12 protein-coding genes are annotated in these 16,044 nt (G+C 67.6%); 3 read left to right on the forward strand and 9 right to left on the reverse strand.

Going from position 1 to position 16,044, the window contains the following annotated elements; genetic code table 11:
* Positions 1-2: 2 nt before the first annotated feature.
* Positions 3-1,547, forward strand: coding sequence for an acyl-CoA carboxylase subunit beta (locus ACFWPK_RS26185; RefSeq protein WP_378920069.1), 1,545 nt, complete (start codon positions 3-5; stop codon positions 1,545-1,547).
* A gap of 61 nt (positions 1,548-1,608) precedes the next feature.
* Here ACFWPK_RS26185 and ACFWPK_RS26190 read toward each other — a convergent pair whose 3' ends face one another.
* From ACFWPK_RS26190 to ACFWPK_RS26200, 3 genes are all read right to left on the reverse strand, one after another.
* Positions 1,609-2,169, reverse strand: coding sequence for a Uma2 family endonuclease (locus tag ACFWPK_RS26190; protein WP_378920071.1), 561 nt, complete (start codon positions 2,167-2,169; stop codon positions 1,609-1,611).
* Positions 2,170-2,342: 173 nt separating this feature from the next.
* Positions 2,343-2,867 carry a hypothetical protein gene (locus ACFWPK_RS26195; RefSeq protein WP_378920073.1) on the reverse strand — a complete coding sequence of 175 codons (525 nt, stop codon included), beginning with the start codon at positions 2,865-2,867 and terminating at the stop codon, positions 2,343-2,345.
* A 170-nt stretch (positions 2,868-3,037) separates the two neighbouring features.
* Entirely contained in the window at positions 3,038-3,535 is a 498-nt protein-coding gene (locus tag ACFWPK_RS26200) for a peptidylprolyl isomerase (protein WP_378920075.1), read from the reverse strand.
* Between the two features lie 78 nt (positions 3,536-3,613).
* On the opposite strand from ACFWPK_RS26200, the gene ACFWPK_RS26205 reads away from it, so the two are divergent.
* Positions 3,614-6,946: an arabinosyltransferase domain-containing protein gene (locus tag ACFWPK_RS26205; protein WP_378920077.1), complete on the forward strand. Its 3,333-nt coding sequence runs from the start codon at positions 3,614-3,616 to the stop codon at positions 6,944-6,946.
* Positions 6,947-7,019: 73 nt separating this feature from the next.
* On the opposite strand, the gene ACFWPK_RS26210 is transcribed toward ACFWPK_RS26205, so the two are convergent.
* From ACFWPK_RS26210 to ACFWPK_RS26230, 5 genes are all read right to left on the reverse strand, one after another.
* Complete coding sequence (locus ACFWPK_RS26210) at positions 7,020-7,181, reverse strand: hypothetical protein (protein WP_378920079.1); 162 nt, start codon at positions 7,179-7,181, stop codon at positions 7,020-7,022.
* A 162-nt stretch (positions 7,182-7,343) separates the two neighbouring features.
* Positions 7,344-10,613 (reverse strand): arabinosyltransferase domain-containing protein, encoded by a 3,270-nt coding sequence (locus tag ACFWPK_RS26215; protein ID WP_378920081.1) that lies wholly within the window; start codon positions 10,611-10,613, stop codon positions 7,344-7,346.
* 90 nt (positions 10,614-10,703) lie between these two features.
* Positions 10,704-11,273 carry a hypothetical protein gene (locus tag ACFWPK_RS26220; RefSeq protein ID WP_378920083.1) on the reverse strand — a complete coding sequence of 190 codons (570 nt, stop codon included), beginning with the start codon at positions 11,271-11,273 and terminating at the stop codon, positions 10,704-10,706.
* Between the two features lie 192 nt (positions 11,274-11,465).
* A complete protein-coding gene (locus tag ACFWPK_RS26225; protein ID WP_378920085.1) occupies positions 11,466-12,008 on the reverse strand; it encodes a hypothetical protein in 543 nt (180 codons plus the stop codon).
* A gap of 178 nt (positions 12,009-12,186) precedes the next feature.
* Entirely contained in the window at positions 12,187-13,149 is a 963-nt protein-coding gene (locus ACFWPK_RS26230) for a helix-turn-helix transcriptional regulator (RefSeq protein WP_378920087.1), read from the reverse strand.
* Positions 13,150-13,232: 83 nt separating this feature from the next.
* Here ACFWPK_RS26230 and ACFWPK_RS26235 point away from each other — a divergent pair, with 83 nt between their 5' ends.
* Positions 13,233-13,862: a TIGR03086 family metal-binding protein gene (locus tag ACFWPK_RS26235; protein WP_378920089.1), complete on the forward strand. Its 630-nt coding sequence runs from the start codon at positions 13,233-13,235 to the stop codon at positions 13,860-13,862.
* A 54-nt stretch (positions 13,863-13,916) separates the two neighbouring features.
* On the opposite strand, the gene ACFWPK_RS26240 is transcribed toward ACFWPK_RS26235, so the two are convergent.
* Positions 13,917-15,983: a galactan 5-O-arabinofuranosyltransferase gene (locus ACFWPK_RS26240; RefSeq protein ID WP_378920091.1), complete on the reverse strand. Its 2,067-nt coding sequence runs from the start codon at positions 15,981-15,983 to the stop codon at positions 13,917-13,919.
* Between the last annotated feature and the right edge of the window lie 61 nt (positions 15,984-16,044).

A 16,044-nucleotide genomic window follows, 5' to 3' on the forward strand; every position in this document is an offset into this window, starting at 1 on the left:
AAGTGAGCACGACCGCCGAAAAGCTTGCCGATCTACACGAGCGGCTCGAGCTCGCCAAGGAACCAGCGGGCGCGAAGGGCATCGCGAAGCGGGCGCACAAGGGCATCCCCAGTGCCCGCGACCGGATCAACCAGCTGCTCGATCCCGGCACCTTCGTCGAGATCGGCGCGCTGGTGCGCAAGCCCGGCGACGCGAACGCTCTCTACGGTGACGGTGTCGTGGTCGGCCACGGCAAGGTCGAGGGCCGCCCGGTGGCGGTGTTCTCCCATGATCAGACCGTCTACGGCGGTTCGGTCGGTGAGGCGTTCGGTCGCAAGCTGTGCGGCTTGATGCAGTACGCGTCCAAGGTCGGTATCCCGCTGGTCGGCATCAACGATTCCGGTGGCGCGCGCGTGCAGGAAGCGATCAGCTCGCTGGCCTGGTACGCCTGGATGGCGACCAATCTCGAGCCGCTGTCCGGCATGGTTCCGCTGGTCTCGGTGATCCTCGGTAACTGCGCCGGTGGCGCGGTGTACGAGCCGATCTGCACCGATGTGGTGGTCGCGACCGAGTCCGCGCACATGTTCGTCACCGGCCCGAAGATCATCAAAGAGGTCACCGGCGAGGACGTGAGCCTCGAGGAGCTCGGCGGCGCGCGCACGCAGGCCCAGTACGGCAACATCCACCACGTCGCCAAGGACGAGGAGGCGGCCTTCACCTGGGTGCGCGAGTACCTGGGCTACATGCCGAGCAGCTGCCAGGAACTGCCGCCGGTGGTGAACCCCGGTCTCGAGCCGGAGATCACCGACTCCGACCGCGAGCTGAACACGTTCATGCCCGACTCCGACAATGCCGGCTACGACATGTACGACATCCTGCTGCGCATCTTCGACGACGGTGAGTTCAAGGAGATCAGCGCCGACACCGGCCAGAACATCATCACCGGTTACGCCCGCATCGACGGCCGCACCGTCGGCGTCGTCGCCAACCAGCCGATGTCGGCGGCCGGTGCGCTCGACGCCCGCGCCTCCGACAAGGCATCGCACTTCGTGCGCCTGTGCGACGCGTTCGAGATCCCGCTGGTCTTCGTCGTCGACACCCCCGGCTTCCTGCCCGGCGTCGAGCAGGAAAAGGTCGGCGTCATCAAGCGCGGCGGCCGCTTCCTGTTCTCCTACGTCGAGGCCTCGGTCCCCAAGATCACCCTGGTGGTCCGCAAGTCCTACGGCGGCGGCTACGCGGTCATGGGCTCCAAGCAGCTCGGCGCCGACATCAACCTCGCCTGGCCCACCGCCCGCATCGCGGTCATGGGCGCGGAGGGCGCCGTCAGCCTCCTGGGCGCCGCCCAGATCGCCGCCGCCCCCGAAGACCAGCGCGCCGCGATCCGCCAGAACCTGATCGATTTCTACAACGCCAACGTAGCCACCCCCTGGGTAGCAGCCGAACGCGGCTTCATCGACGCCATCATCGAACCGGCCACCACCCGCCTCGAACTCCGCCGAGCCCTGAAGTTGCTCCAGGACAAGAAGATCCAGCGCAACCCACGCAAGCACCACGTGCTGCCGCTGTAACCAGACCCCGACCGGGCCGCCCCGGAAGCTCTCCGAGGCGGCCCGTTCGGGTATGCGGGGATCAGATCTTGCCGAGGTCGATCTCCACGGGAAAGGGAGCTGACACCTCGACCGTTCCGGTGAACATGTCGCCGGTCCGGTATGACCCGGTCGCCGGGTCGAGGATGTAGGTATAGATCAGCGGGACACCGTTCGCCGCCTGCTCGATCCGCCAGTAGAAGGCGATGCCCGCCTTAGCGTATTGGTCCACTTTGACGATCCGGTCGGTGGTCTCCGAGCCGGGCGAGACGACCTCGACGACCAGCAACACGTGTTCGGGGCGGGTCGGCGTGAGGTCGATCGTGTCGGCACGATAGACAACGACATCGGGTCGCCGATTGGTGAGCGGCACATCTTGGAGTCGGACATCGAAGTCGGTGTCGGCGTTCCAGTCCGGTCCGGCTGCGACGTCGAGCGCGTTGGCCAGGATCCGGGCCAACCGGTTATGCCGCTTGGACGCACTGGGGCTCACAACAACCATCCCGTCCACGATCTCGATGCCCGCACACTGCTCGTCGGACCAGGTGTCGTACTCCGCCGCCGTGATCTGCTCGTGCATCCACGCGGGGGCGATGGCAGTCATGGCGCTCCTTCCTGACATCTTCGAGCGGTCGGCGAACCCGCTGGACCAAGTCTAATCGTGCGACTTGAAAGCCCGAAGGAGTACGCGAGCTCAGCTGGGTGATTCGGGTTCGCAACGAATCTGAGCCGAGCATTGGCGACGGGCAGTTTCCGTCAGAGCGCGTGGTTGACCCACTACCGCCGGTAGTTCGGGTTTGCGTTGTACCCGGGGCCTGCCTGCGGTTGATTCTGAGCGTGCGGCGCATAAACGGGTGCGCCGTATCCGGGAGCTCCCTGCGGCCACTGGCCCTGGGCTTGCGGCGACCCATACGGAGCGGGTGCGGCCTGCTGCCACTGCCCCTGCATCTGTGGCAGCCCATTAGGGGCGGGCTGCGGTCCACCGGCCGGCGGGTAGCCCTGCGGCGCGGTAGCGGCGCGGCGAGCCCGGCGCGACCGGAGATTGCTCCGCAGCCAGAACGCGGAGCCGACGCTCATCAGCGCGCCGCCGCCGATCAGCATCCACCCGGTGCGCTTGTTCTGGGCTTGTTGCCCGGCGGCATCCCGCTCCACCGATGAGCCCTTGCTGCTCGTCACGCAGGTCTCGCCCGCCGACATGGTCGTGCCGCCGCAATCGGCACCGCTGTTGAGTGTGGCGATTCCGCCGAAAACGAGGAAGGCGCCGAACACTATGCCCAGCACCGAGTAAAGAAGGTCTTTCACATATTCCCCCAAGAACTTTGATCAGTCGAGACACCGTACCGCGTGCCCCGCGACACCTTCACGATCGCATCGGGGACGATTCGACAGCCGGAGTCGCATTCTGGGAGCTGATCGAAAAACGGGCCGCCACCGATGAATTCGGTAGCGGCCCGGCACGCTGCGTCGAAGAATTAAGCGACAGAAGCGGATTCGATGATGACGTCGTCGACGGGGACGTCCTGGTGGGGGCCCGCGCTGCCGGTGGTGACGGCGGCGATCTTGTCGACTACCTCGAAGCCGTCGGTGACCTTGCCGAAGACGGCGTAGCCCCAGCCCTGGCCCTGGGGAGCGGAGTGGTTGAGGAAGGCATTGTCGGAGATGTTGATGAAGAACTGGGCGGTGGCCGAGTGGGGGTCGTTGGTGCGGGCCATCGCGACGGTGTACTTGTCGTTCTTCAGGCCGTTGGTGGCCTCGTTCTGAATCGGCGCCTGAGTCGGCTTCTGCTTCAGGCCGGGCTCGAAGCCGCCGCCCTGCACCATGAAACCGGGGATGACGCGGTGGAACACGGTGCCGGCGTAATGGCCCGCGTTCACGTAGTTCACGAAGTTGGCGACCGTGTTCGGCGCGGCCTGGTCGTCCAACTCGAGCACGATCGGTCCGTAATTGGTTTCGAGATTCACCTTGGTCATGGAGTCGAGTCTAGGGAAGTGCGTGACTAAGGCGTGCGACCCCTCACAAGTACCGGGGGACAGATAGCATGTCGAACCGTGCCAGACGCCGCAACAGCTGTTCTCACCAAGCCTCCTGCCGAACCGGTGGCCACCGCGAAGGACTTCCGGATCGCGCGATGGATCGCGATGGTCGCCGGGATTCTCGGTGCCGTGTTCGCGATGGCCACGCCGTTTCTTCCGGTCACTCAGACCACCGCCCAACTGAACTGGCCGCAGAACGGCACGCTCGCGAATGTGCAGGCGCCGCTGATGTCGCAGGTGCCGATCGACCTGAATGTGTCGATCCCGTGTAGTGCCGTGTCGACGCTGCCCGAGCAGGGCGGCATGCTGCTGGCGACCGCGCCCCCGCAGGGCGATCGCGCGGCTTTGGAGGCGCTGTTCGTGCGCGTCTCCGCTACCGCGGTCGATGTGGTGGATCGCAACGCGGTGGTCGCCTCGGCGGACCGGTCGGCGATGGACGGGTGTTCGGCGATCGTCATCAGTTCCGATCAGAACCGCACGACCGCGGAGTTCGCGGGGCTGACCAAGCAGGTCGAGCGGCCGATCGCCGGTCAGCCGGGTGCGGTGGAAACCGTGCAGGTGCCTGTGCAGGGCCAGCTCGCCGGTGACCTGCGGCCGCAGATCGTGGGCGTGTTCACCGATCTCGAAGGCGCGGTGCCGCAGGGCCTTTCGCTGACCTCGACGATCGACACCCGATTCTCGTCGAGCCCGTCGCTGATCAAGCTGGTCGCGATCATCGCGGCGGTGCTGTGCACGTTGCTGGCGCTCGCCGCGCTCGGCCGCCTCGACGGCAGTGACGGACGCGGCCATCGCCGCTTCCTGCCGCGCAACTGGCTCAAGCCGACCTGGGCCGACGGCGCGGTGATCGGCACGCTGCTGGTCTGGCATTTCGTCGGCGCCAATACCTCCGACGACGGCTACATCCTGTCGATGGTGCGCGTGGCCCCCGACGCGGGCTATATGGCCAACTACTTCCGCTGGTACGGCGTCCCCGAGGCACCGTTCGGCTGGTACTACTACGTCATCCAGGTGTTCGCCGAGATCTCCACGGCCAGCCCGTGGGTGCGCGTGCCCGCGCTGATCTGCGCGATCCTGTGCTGGATGGTGATCAGCCGCGAGGTGGTACCGCGCCTCGGCAATGCCGTGAAGCGCAGTCAGGTGGCGCTGTGGACCGGTGGCCTGGTGTTCCTGGCGTTCTGGCTGCCGTTCGACAACGGCCTGCGCTCGGAGCCGATCGTCGCCCTCGGCGCGCTGCTCACCTGGGTTTCCATCGAACGCGCCATCGCCACCGGGCGCCTGCTGCCCGCGGGCATCGCGGTGCTGATCGCGGCCTTCACCCTCGCCGCCGCGCCCACCGGTTTGATGTGTGTGGCCGCGCTGCTCGCCGGTATCCGGCCGCTGGTGCGGATCATCGTGCGCCGTCATCGCGAGTTCGGCACGCTCCCGCTGCTGGCTCCGATCGCTTCGGCGGGCGTGCTCGTGCTCACGGTCGTCTACGGCGACCAGACCTTCGCCGGTATCCAGGAAGCCAACCGGGTCCGTCAGGCCACCGGCCCCAACCTGGCCTGGTACGAGGACTACCTGCGCTACTACTACATGTTCGTCGAGACCGTCGACGGCTCGCTGGCCCGCCGTTTCGCCTTCCTGGTGATGCTGCTGTGCCTGTTCACGACACTGCTGGTGCTGCTGCGCCGCCGTCAGGTGCCTGGCATCGCGTCGGGTCCGACCTGGCGGCTGATGGGCATCGTCTTCGGGACGATCTTCTTCATGATGTTCAACCCCACCAAGTGGACCCACCACTTCGGTGCCTACGCGGGCATCGCGGGTGGGCTCGCGGCGGTGACCGCGGTGGCGGTGTCGCAGAGCGCGCTGCGTTCACGCAAGAACCGGGCGATCTTCCTGGCCGGATTGCTGTTCGTGCTCGCGCTGTCGTTCTCCGGCATCAACGGCTACTGGTACGTGTCCAGCTATGGCGTGCCGTGGTTCGACAAGACCATCTCGCTGCGCGGCATCCACTCGAACACGGTGATGCTCATCCTGTTCGGCGTGGCATTGGCCCTGGTCGGCTGGTACGCGCTGCGCGAGGACTATGTGAAGCCGGTGCCGTCGGCGAAAACGAAGCGCGGCAACAGGATTCGCAAGTTCGCCGCCATTCCGCTGACCATCGTGGTCGGGTTGATGGTGCTGTTCGAGGTGGCATCGCTGGTCAAGGGCGCGACGCAGCAGTACCCCGGCTACTCGCTCGGCCGCTCCAACATCGACGCGCTCAGTGACAACTCGTGTGGCCTGGCCAACGATGTGCTGGTCGAATCCGACCCGAACGGCGGCAGGCTCGACCCGATCGTCGACCCGGCCCGTCCGTTCACCGACCCCAACGACCCCCTGGCCGGCACCGGCTCGGTCGGGTTCACCCCCAACGGCGTCCCGGGCGACCTGTCGGCAGACGCGGTCGAGGTGAAGCCCGGAACCGGTAACACCAGCAACCAGTCGGTCGGCGCGGCCTTCGCCGAAGGCGAGAGCGCGGGCACCGGCGGTGGTGAGGGCGCACTCGGCGTCAACGGCTCCACCGTGGCGCTGCCGTTCGGCCTCGATCCGGCCCAGACCCCGATTCTCGGCTCCTACCAGGAGGGCATGCAGCAGCCCGCCCACCTGGAATCGGCCTGGTACGGCCTGCCCGCCCGCTCGGACGACTCACCGCTGGTCGTGATCAGCGCGGCCGGTCGCATCGCCTCCAAGGACGACTCCGGCTCCGACAAGTACGGCCAAGCGCTGTTCGTCGAATACGGCACCCGCAACCCCGATGGCAGCGTCACCACGCTCGGCGCCTACCAGCCGCGCGATATCGGCCCCGCGCCGTCGTGGCGCAACCTGCGCGTACCGCTGGCCGACCTCCCGGCCGAGGTGAACGCGGTGCGCGTGATGGTCAACGACCCGATCCTGATCGGCGATCAGTGGCTGGCGTTCACCCCGCCGCGGGTGCCCAGGTTGCAGAGCCTCGACACGTTCATCGGCCGCGATCAGCCGGTGCTGCTGGACTGGGCCGTCGGCCTGCAGTTCCCGTGCCAGCGTCCGTTCGCGCACAAGAACGGCGTGGCCGAGGTGCCGAACTACCGGATCCTGCCGGACCGTCCGCTGGCGATCTCGTCGACCGATACCTGGCAGGCGCAGGAGTTCGGTGGTCCGCTCGGCATGTCGCAGATGCTGGCGAGCCGGGTCACCATCCCGACCTACCTGAAGGACGACTGGGCCCGCGACTGGGGTTCGCTGGAACGCTACGACCAGTACGCGCAGGCCACCCCCGCAAAGCTCGAGACCGGTACCGCGTCACGTAACGGGCTGTGGACCCCCGGACCGCTGCGGGTGTTCTGACCTCGGCCGGACAGTAAAAGGCGCGGATCACATAGGGTGGTCCGCGCCTTTTCGGTCGGATGGGGGACAGGAGTCAGACGTTGAGCATGCGACGGTTCAGGTCGCGGCGTAATACCTCTTGTGAAGGCAGTCTTTCCAGTACCCGCATTACGGCCGGTCGTAGTTCTTGTTTCTCGTCGTTGCTGAGCAACTCGACGAGATCTTGTAGATCCATGTCATCGAAGGCTCCTGTCATACCCACCAGCGTACGTGCTCAAACGTGCAGGCACAGGACCTTTACGCTGTCATTTACAGTTGCTTCATCTTATCGAAACCCTAACGGGCACTGAGCGTTTCGTATGCGGCATGCACCAGTGCCTGGTCACTGCCCTTACGCTGCCAGTGTCTGTAACGCACGTCACTGTGCCCGAATTGCCGGTTCCTTCGCTCGACCCGACTGATCGATCACCGTCACCGCGATCTCGGCGGGCGGAGCGGGCTGATACGGCGTGAACCGCTCCAGCGAGCCCCAGTCGCGGCCGAGATCATGGTCGAGATAGGTGGGCACAGTTTCGGCCTTCAGGAGCAGATTTGTCCACCCGAGCGGGCCGCCGCCGATGTCGTCCTGCCACGCGTTGGACGCGTCCGAACCGACCCGATCGGGCAGGATCCGCCACTGCGGGGCCTCCGCGACGCCGTCGTGGTGCTCGAACGGGCGCTGGCAGGGGAACGCGAGGCCGACGTGCCAGTCGAGCAGCACCGGATCGGTCCGGCCGACCACCGAGTCGAGGGTGGACAGCTTCGGCAGGCGCGGCGGGGTGACCGCGAGCCACTGCTTGCCGGTGATGTCGTTGTCGGTGGCGACCAGGCGCACCGCGTTCACACCGACGGGCAGCTGATCGATCGGCACGCGCAGGTTGCGCCACGACGGGGCGGGCCCGATATCCATCGGCGCGATCGAGCCGGTCATCTCGACGGAGCCGTCGGCGGCGCGGGTGCCGTATTCCAGGCGCAGATCCTGGCCGTAGTGCACAACACCGTCGGTGTCGACGTAGCGGATCCGCCCGGCCGCGGTGACCACGAGGGCCTGATAGGCGGGATTGTCGCGCACGCTGTCGTCGAGGTCGACGCGATACCACTGCGAGGTCAGCTTCGCCTGCTGCTGCACGCCGTCCTGGAAGGACCCGAGGACCGGGGTGCGGGCGGGGTCGAGGCCGAACGGGAGGGCGACGGTACTGCCGTTGATGCCGGGTTCGGCGCTGGTGCCACCGCCCGTGCCCGCACCGGTGGTCTTGGTGGTCTTGTTGGCGGAATCGGTGTCGACCGAGTTGGCGCCGCCGACCACGGTTTCGTCGGCGTCGGCGGTGAGGTCGTCGGCTACGCCGTCCGGGGTGAAGCCGGTGGAGTCGGCGTTGAGCCCGTCGGCGGGGTCACCGGTGTAGGGGGTGAGCAGTGAATCGGCCGTATTCGATTCCACCAGCACGTCATTGGCGAGGCCGCACGTATTGCCTTGCAGCGAATTGATATTCGACTTCGCGATGGAGTAGGCGGGGTACTGGGTGATGGCGCCCTTGGCCATCGACGCCACCTCGAACAGGACGAGCAGTGCCGCCGCGATGGTCAGCGGCATGGTCGCGAAGCGGTCGAAACGTCCTGTGTCGGAGGGGGTTCGGTAGGGCGCGCGCAGGTGGAAATACAGCGCGACGAGCAGGGCGAGGATGCTGAGGCCGAGGAACAGGGTCGAAACGCCCTTGCCCGCCACCATCGGCGCCTTGTCCCAGAACGGCACACCGTAGCTGGACACGTACCACCAGCCGTTGGAGCCGGTGAAGGTCATCGCGAGCAGGAACAGGACGGCCGCCGCGAACAGCGAGCGGTTGCGTGGAGCGCGAATTCCGTTGGTGCCGACCGCCACCGCCGCCAAGGCCGCCAGCGAACCCGCCAGGCCCGCGTAGACACCGAAGTGGTGGGTCCACTTGGTCGGCGTCCACATCATCAGCAGCAGGGCCGCGAAGACGATGCCCAGGATGCGCACCGAGGGCCCGCGTGAGGTGCCGGGGATGCGGCCCTTGCGCAGGACCTGCAGGATGCAGACGAGCAGGCACAGCAGCATCACCAGGACGCCGAAGCGGCGGGCCAGTGAGCCGTCGGGGGAGAGCATGAACAGCGAGTCCCAGCGGGTGCGTTCGTCGAACCAGGCGACGTTCGGGCCGACGAGCGTGCGGACCCGGGTGGCTTCCATGACGGTGGCGAGCGTCTGATCGGCGAAGACGATGATGAGCACCAGCGTGCCCGCCGCGACACCGGGGGCCAGGAGCGCGGCGTAGCGGAAGATCTCGGCGGCGATTCGGCGCGGGCGCAGACCCTGCGCTCGTTTGATGATGACCTGCATGACCGGCCGGGTGCCCGCGATCAGGGCGGCGATACAGATCAGGCCGGTCGGGCCCGCCGCCAGCGAGAACGCGGCGACCAGGATCGCCAGGGCGGCGGGCAGCAGTCGTGCGGTGGCGATGGCGCGTTCGATGAGGCACCAGGTGAGCAGGGCGCCCGCCGCGATCAGCGGTTCGGGGCGAAGGCCGTTGTCGTAGGGGAGCCAGAAGGCCAGGAACACCAGGCCCGCCGTCCACAGCGCCACCTTGTCGCGGCGCACGCGAGCACCCAGGCGGGGCAGCACTTCTCGGCTGATCACCGCCCAGCAGACCAGCCCGGCGGCGAGCGCGGGCAGGCGCATCCACGGGCTGGCGTCGGAGACCTTCGTCATCCAGGCGAGCAGTTCGTAGGACCAGCCGAACGGTGCCTCCGGCACGCCGAACCAGCGGTAGTAATTGGCCATGTAGCCCGACGGGCCCGACGCGCGCGCCATATTGAGGATGTAGCCGTCGTCGGAGGTGTTGGCGCCGATCACATGCCAGCCGAGCAGCGTCACGACCACCACCACGTCGGTCGGGGTGATCCGCCACCAGTGCCGGGGCAGGAAGCGGCGGGCGCGGCGGCCGTCGGCGGTGTCGAGCAGGTGCAGCGCGATCAGCGCGAGGAGGGTGAAGACGCCCGCGCCGATCATCGCCGCCAGTTTCAGCGTCGTCGGCGTCGAGGTGAAGCGGGAGTCGATATCGGCGTGCAGCCGGGCGCCGGTCAGGGCCGCCGCGTCGAGGTCGGTGTAGACGCCGACGATCTGTGGGCGCTTGTCGACGGTAACGGTGTTGCGGAACGGGGTGCCGTCCTGGCGCGCCGCCCCGACGAACTCGACCGTGGTCGCCTCGATCGTCGAGACGATGCCGATCCGCTCACACCCGCCGATCTCGGCGATCGGTGCCGACAGCATCGGCACATCGCGCGCCTGCACTCCCACCACGCCGTCGCGCACGGTGACGCTCAGCCCGCGATCGGCTTTGCCGGAGGCGGCGGGAATCGTCGTCAACAGGGTGGTCGTGGACGGGTTCTCCGCGCCGGGACCGGGCAGCCCACTCAGCATCGTGCACGGCAGCTGCGCGTCGAGGCGCTGCGGCACATACGACACCAGCGGTGCCTCGACGCTGGTCGCGCCCGCTTGCGGCCAGTCCAGGCTCGCGCGGTCCTGGCGCACCGGCAACAGCGGTGTGAGCAGGGCAAGCACGAACCCGAGCAGCCCACAGACAAGGGCGATCAGGCGGTATCGGGTGAACGCTCGTTCAGATCGGTCCGGTCGCACGGGGACTGATGCTAGCCATCGAACCTGTGCGCCGGTCGGCGCCGCTCCAAATGGGCGCGGACGCGACGGCGTTCCTCAGCGGTGCAGGACTCAGCCGGTGCGGCGGGCGGCCCAGTCGAGCTGGGAGCGGGCCCAGTCGGGGATCTCGGAGTCGGGGCGAGGGAAGGCGGCGAATTCGGCGGCGAGGTCGTCGGCCGAGACCTCCGGCATCCAGTCCGCGACGGCGACGGTGGAGTAGTTGGTCTTGTACCGGGTGGGGCCGGCGATGAAGATCTCGGCGCTGAGCCAGGCGCCGGTGTCCGGGTCGTAGGACATGCGCTTGTGATCGGTGAGGTACTCGAGCACCTCGGTGGGCGGCATCAGGTTGGTGACCGTTCCGTCGCGCTCTTTGATCTGCACCCCGGCGACGGCTTGCTCGCCGACCTGCAGTGACCACAGGAGTGCGAATTTCTGGCCCGGCGCGAGCAGGGCGATGGTGGCGTCGATGACCACCCGCTCGATCTCGCCGAGCGATCCGAGCTGCTCGCGTGTGGCGCGCTGCTCGCGTGGCATACGCTGCTCGCGTGGCGGGCGCGGCTCGCGCGGCTGCTCCGGGTCACGACTCTGACTCTGCGCGCGTGCCGTCAAAAGAGCGATCCGCTCCGATCGGCTGAGCGTCATAGCTATACCTCTGCATCCCTACCGATCAGCGCTACCAAAAACTGATTTCGGTCGGCCGAACTTCCAACATTTCGCAGCGTACTCGCCCCGCGACACCGACCGCGCGGTTTGTTGACACTGACCGGACATATTGTGGTCTATCGCTCTCCCGCACACCAGTGGCTACCGGGTGTCGATCGACACACGTGCCAGTTACGCCGCCGACGCGCGCAGGGCGAACCAGCCGTCGCGTGGGTCGGCGAAGCCGTGATAAATCAACGGTATGCGCTGGTCGATCTCGAAATGCCGGTAGACCGCCTCCATCGCCTGACGGATCGCGTGCGCCTGGAAATCGTCGATCCGGCGCACCCCGATCCGGCGCTCGGGCAGCATCGCCAGCCGGATCAGTTCGGCCGGATCGTCCACGTCGAGCCCCCACGGCGCCGGTTCTTCGATGAGATGGTCGTGCAGCACCTCCCGCGCTACCGGCGGATCGTGGCGCGGGCCCGAGAACGCGACCTGCTGCGCGCGAGCGAGCCCACGCGTGTCCAGCGGCGTGCGCACGGCCTGGATCAGGTCGATCAGCTCGGTGTCGCGGGTTGGTTGGGGTATTCGCCCGGCGACCGGTGCCTGTTCGAGCAGGTGCATCATCTGCCCGCCCAGAACCAGGGGCTCGGGTACCAGGAAAACGCTGATGCTCGGGCAGGAACAGTTCAGGCCGGTGAGGCACACCCTCGTGTGCAACGGATCGGACATACGTCCTCCTCCGGTAGCGGGTCGCCGGGACCCGTGACGTGCAGGATCTGATTCCTACGCCAGCCGCCGGGGGGTTGTGTGATCCGCCGGCGGAGACCGTGCCGCACCCGTCAGTGTAGTGCTGTCGGGCGGGATGAACACCTGGTTCGGCACGGATCGCCGCACGATCCGCGTCGCTTCACGTGGCCACTGATTCGGTGTAGCGGCGGCCCAGGGTGCGCAGGTGCGCGACCAGTTCCGGCGGGCCGTCGACGCGGAAATCCATCATCAACATGCTGAGGTAGATCGCGATCGTCTCCATCGCGTCGGCACCGGTGAGCAGCACGCAGCTGCGCTCGTCGATCGGCTCGACCACGCCGACCGCCGGGTTGATCCTGGCGATGACGGTCTCGGCGGGTTCGAGGACGGTGACGCGGGCGTGCACGCGCCAGCCGGTGGACGCGATGTGGCGCATGACGAAGGCGACGAGGTCGTCCTCCGGGAGCATGCGCGGGGCGAAGACGCGCGCACCGGTCTCGGCCCGGGTGATCCCGGCGGCCGGAAGTGCCGTCCAGGCATGGGTTCTCATGCTGTAGGCGACCAGGTACCAGCGGCGTTGCCAGTTGATCAGGCGGTAGGGCTCGAGTTCGGTTGTGCCGTCGAATGTTTCGATGGTGACGGCGGTGGTGCGGCGGACCGCGTCGGCGAGGGTGGTGAGGATGCCCGTGGCGACCGGCGCGTCCGGTTCGCGTGAGCCGGTGGTGGCAGGGCCGATCTCGGTGGCATCGCGCAACGCGGAGACCTTGCGCTGCAGGCGTTTCGGAAGGATCTGTTCGATCTTGCGCAGCGCTCTGGTCAGCTGGTCGCCGATGTCGGAGACGGCGAGCGAGCCGTCGTGGGCGACCGCGATGGACAGCGCGACCGCGACGGCTTCCTCGTCGTCGAGGAGCAGCGGCGGCATGGTCGCGCCGCGGCCCAGCCGGTAGCCGCCGATCGCGCCCCGTTCCGCGTGCACGGGATAGCCGAGTTCGCGCAGTCGCGAGATGTCGTTGCGCACGGTGCGTTCGGTGATGTCGAGGCGGTCGGCGAGCTCGCGGCCGGTGTAGGCGCGGTCCTGCAGCAGGGCGAGCAGACGCAGTACGCGCGGGGTTGTCGCAGCCATTTCCCACCTCGTCGAAAATTAGGAAAGAAACGAGCCTAATAGGTTTCTAGGCTGGAGTCATCACCGAAACGAAAGGCACCATCATGAACAGCACCGCAGCCCTCGAAACCGTCTGGCGCGACGTGGTCACCACCTCCTACCAGGCCCTCAGCGACGTCGTCGCCGGTATCGCCGACGACCAGTGGAACCTGCCAACCCCCTGCTCGGACTGGACCGTCACCCAGGTCATCCAGCACGCGGCGGGCGATCAACTCGCCTACGCCGCCGCCCTCGGCGTCGGCCCCGGCCCGTCCTACAACCCCTTCGATCCCTCCGGCACCATCGACGGCACCCCCGCCACGCTGGTCCGTGAAGCCATCGAGCAGACCGCAGCGGCATGGGCCACGGTCTCCGCCGAAACCGCCACCGTCCCCACCCCGCTCCCACACGGCGACCTCCCCACCCCCGTCGCGGCCACCCTCGCCGCCCTCGACGCGGCAGTCCACGCCTGGGACATCGCGATCGCCACCAACCAGCCCTCGCCCCTCACCGACGACCTGTCAGCCCACCTCCTGACAGCCGCCCGCACGATCCACCCGGCCCCCGGCTCCGGCACCGACGCCGAAATCATCGAACCCCTCCGCCAATGGGGCGCCTACGCCCCCATCGTCGAAGCAACCACAACCACCCCCACCACCGAACTCCTCCACTACCTCGGCCGCACCACTGCGTGAGCCAAGCGCGCCCGAGCGGGCGACGTCACAGCGTCGACACAATGGCGTCGAGTATCAGCGGCGCACTGTGATCAGGGTGAAGGGGCCGATTTCGGTGGGGGTGAAGGCGGGGTCGGTGAAGAGGGACTTGGGGAAAGAGACCGTGTAGCGCTTGACGTTCGGGTCGTTGGGGTAGACGTCTTCGGCCAGGCGGAGGGTGTAGTTGTCGCCGTCGTTGCGGAAGAGGAAGGCGTCGGGGGCCCGCCAGGGGGACTTCGACAGAGCTTCGACGAGGGCGGGGGAGTCGGGGAGTTTGCTCCAGCCGGCGATGGTGGCGGCGCGGGCCTTGAAGTCGGCCAAGGGGTTCGCGTAGTGGGAGGTGAGGGCCTGGAAGCCGAAGTAGGGGTAGAAGGCCAGGAAGCTGGTGTCCGCGGTGAGGACGACGGATTCGTCCCGGGGGCGGCCGGTTTGAGCGAGGATGGCCTCGTCGACTGCGTGGTAGTACGCGACCGCGGAGGGCTTGCGCTTGTCGGCACGTTCGCCGAAAGTGCCGTCGGCAGTTGGCACGCTGGTGGGCACGGTATCGGTGTAAGCGGTATCGATCTCGTGGGTGAGCACCGTGGGGATCGTCTGGGCGAAGGCCATGGCGCCGAGGACGGCGATCGCGGCGGCCGCGGTGCGCAGCGGGGCGGGCTCGTTCAAGGCCTGGTAGATGGCCCTCGAGCCTTCGACGAAGCCGAAAACTCCTGCGGCGGCGAGCAATGCGAGCAGGACCGGCTCCAGCCGGAAGGACAGCAGGGTGGTGCCCGCCGCGGTCGCGGTCATCGAGAGCAGGGTCCACAGATAGATCGACACGACGCCGATCCCCAATGCTTGTGCGCGCCTCGATGACCCGGCACGAACCACGAGCCACAGCACACCGATCATGCACAGCGCTCCGCGCAGGGAGAACTCCAGCATCGGGAACGCCAGCTGTGCACCCGACTCCGGCAGATAGTGGAAAGCGCTGCCGGAAGGGATTTTCGCGCCCGACAGCATCTTCAGCAGATACGGCGCCCACACCACCAGCGCGAGCGCGATGGCGATACCGCCGATAGCCACCAGTCTCGTCAGCGGTGCGATTGCGGCCCGCCATGCCGGAGCCGAGGTATCGGCTGTCTCGGACGACGGGCTCGCCGCGACGGTCTGGGCGGCTGATGCCGCGGGAGATGAATCGGCATCACCGGATGGCCGCGACTCTGTCACCGAGCCGGGCCGCGCGCGGCGACGACGGCGCCCATCGGCCCGCTGTGTGTAGACAGCGAAACCCGCCGCGACGATCGCCATCAACACCACGGTGAAGGCCGCGATCGCCAGGTACAACGTGTAGAAACACGCAGCCACCCCGAGGAACACCCCGGTCCCGAGCACCGCGCCCCAGCCACCGGAGCGCCGATGCAACGCACCCCACGCCAGCACGAGCACCGGCGGAATGAACACCACGAGCACCGCGCCATAAGCCTCGGGCGAGGCATAGGCCAACGTCATGGCCGTCACCGCGGCGGCCGCGCCCACCGCCATATCGGCCCGCACCAACTGCATCCACAACACCAGCGCCACCGCGGCGGCAATGGCGAGCAGCCCGATCGAGTACGGCTTGAATACTTCCCAGCCGTCCATCCCGAGCACGTTCCCCACGCGCCCGCCGATCCAGAACCACCCGGCCGGATAGAACGGCGGCAGATCCACATAGGTCATATCGCGCAGCGCGGCACTGTCGGTGAGCCTGGTCAGATATTCGGTCCGGAATTCCTGATCCACCGAAACACCGAACAGATACAGCTTCGTCGCTGCTAGGGGCATCCCGAGCGTGACCGTCACGAAACTCGAAATCCCGACCCAGGAAAGCAGTTTCGCCACCAGCGGCCACTTCCGCAGCCGAATCAACAGCACCGAGACGACCAGCAGCGCGACCGAAGCGACCTGCCCCACAGTGGTCAGAGCCCGAGTCACGTTGGAGGAGTTGAACGCAGGCCACTGCACCGCCGAGAACGCGAACAGTCCCACCGCGGCCACAACGAGCGCCACCACCGCGGCTGCGGCCCCCTCGCCGACCCCGGTCCAGATCCTGCGCCCGGCCCGCACCTCGTCATTGGTCGTCATCGGCGCGCAATCCTCCGGCTCCACTGTGCTCCATGGTCCGGGCCAGCCTAGTGGAGCCACA

Origin of the sequence: Nocardia sp. NPDC058519, assembly GCF_042719755.1 — a bacterium.
Lineage (GTDB): Bacteria > Actinomycetota > Actinomycetes > Mycobacteriales > Mycobacteriaceae > Nocardia.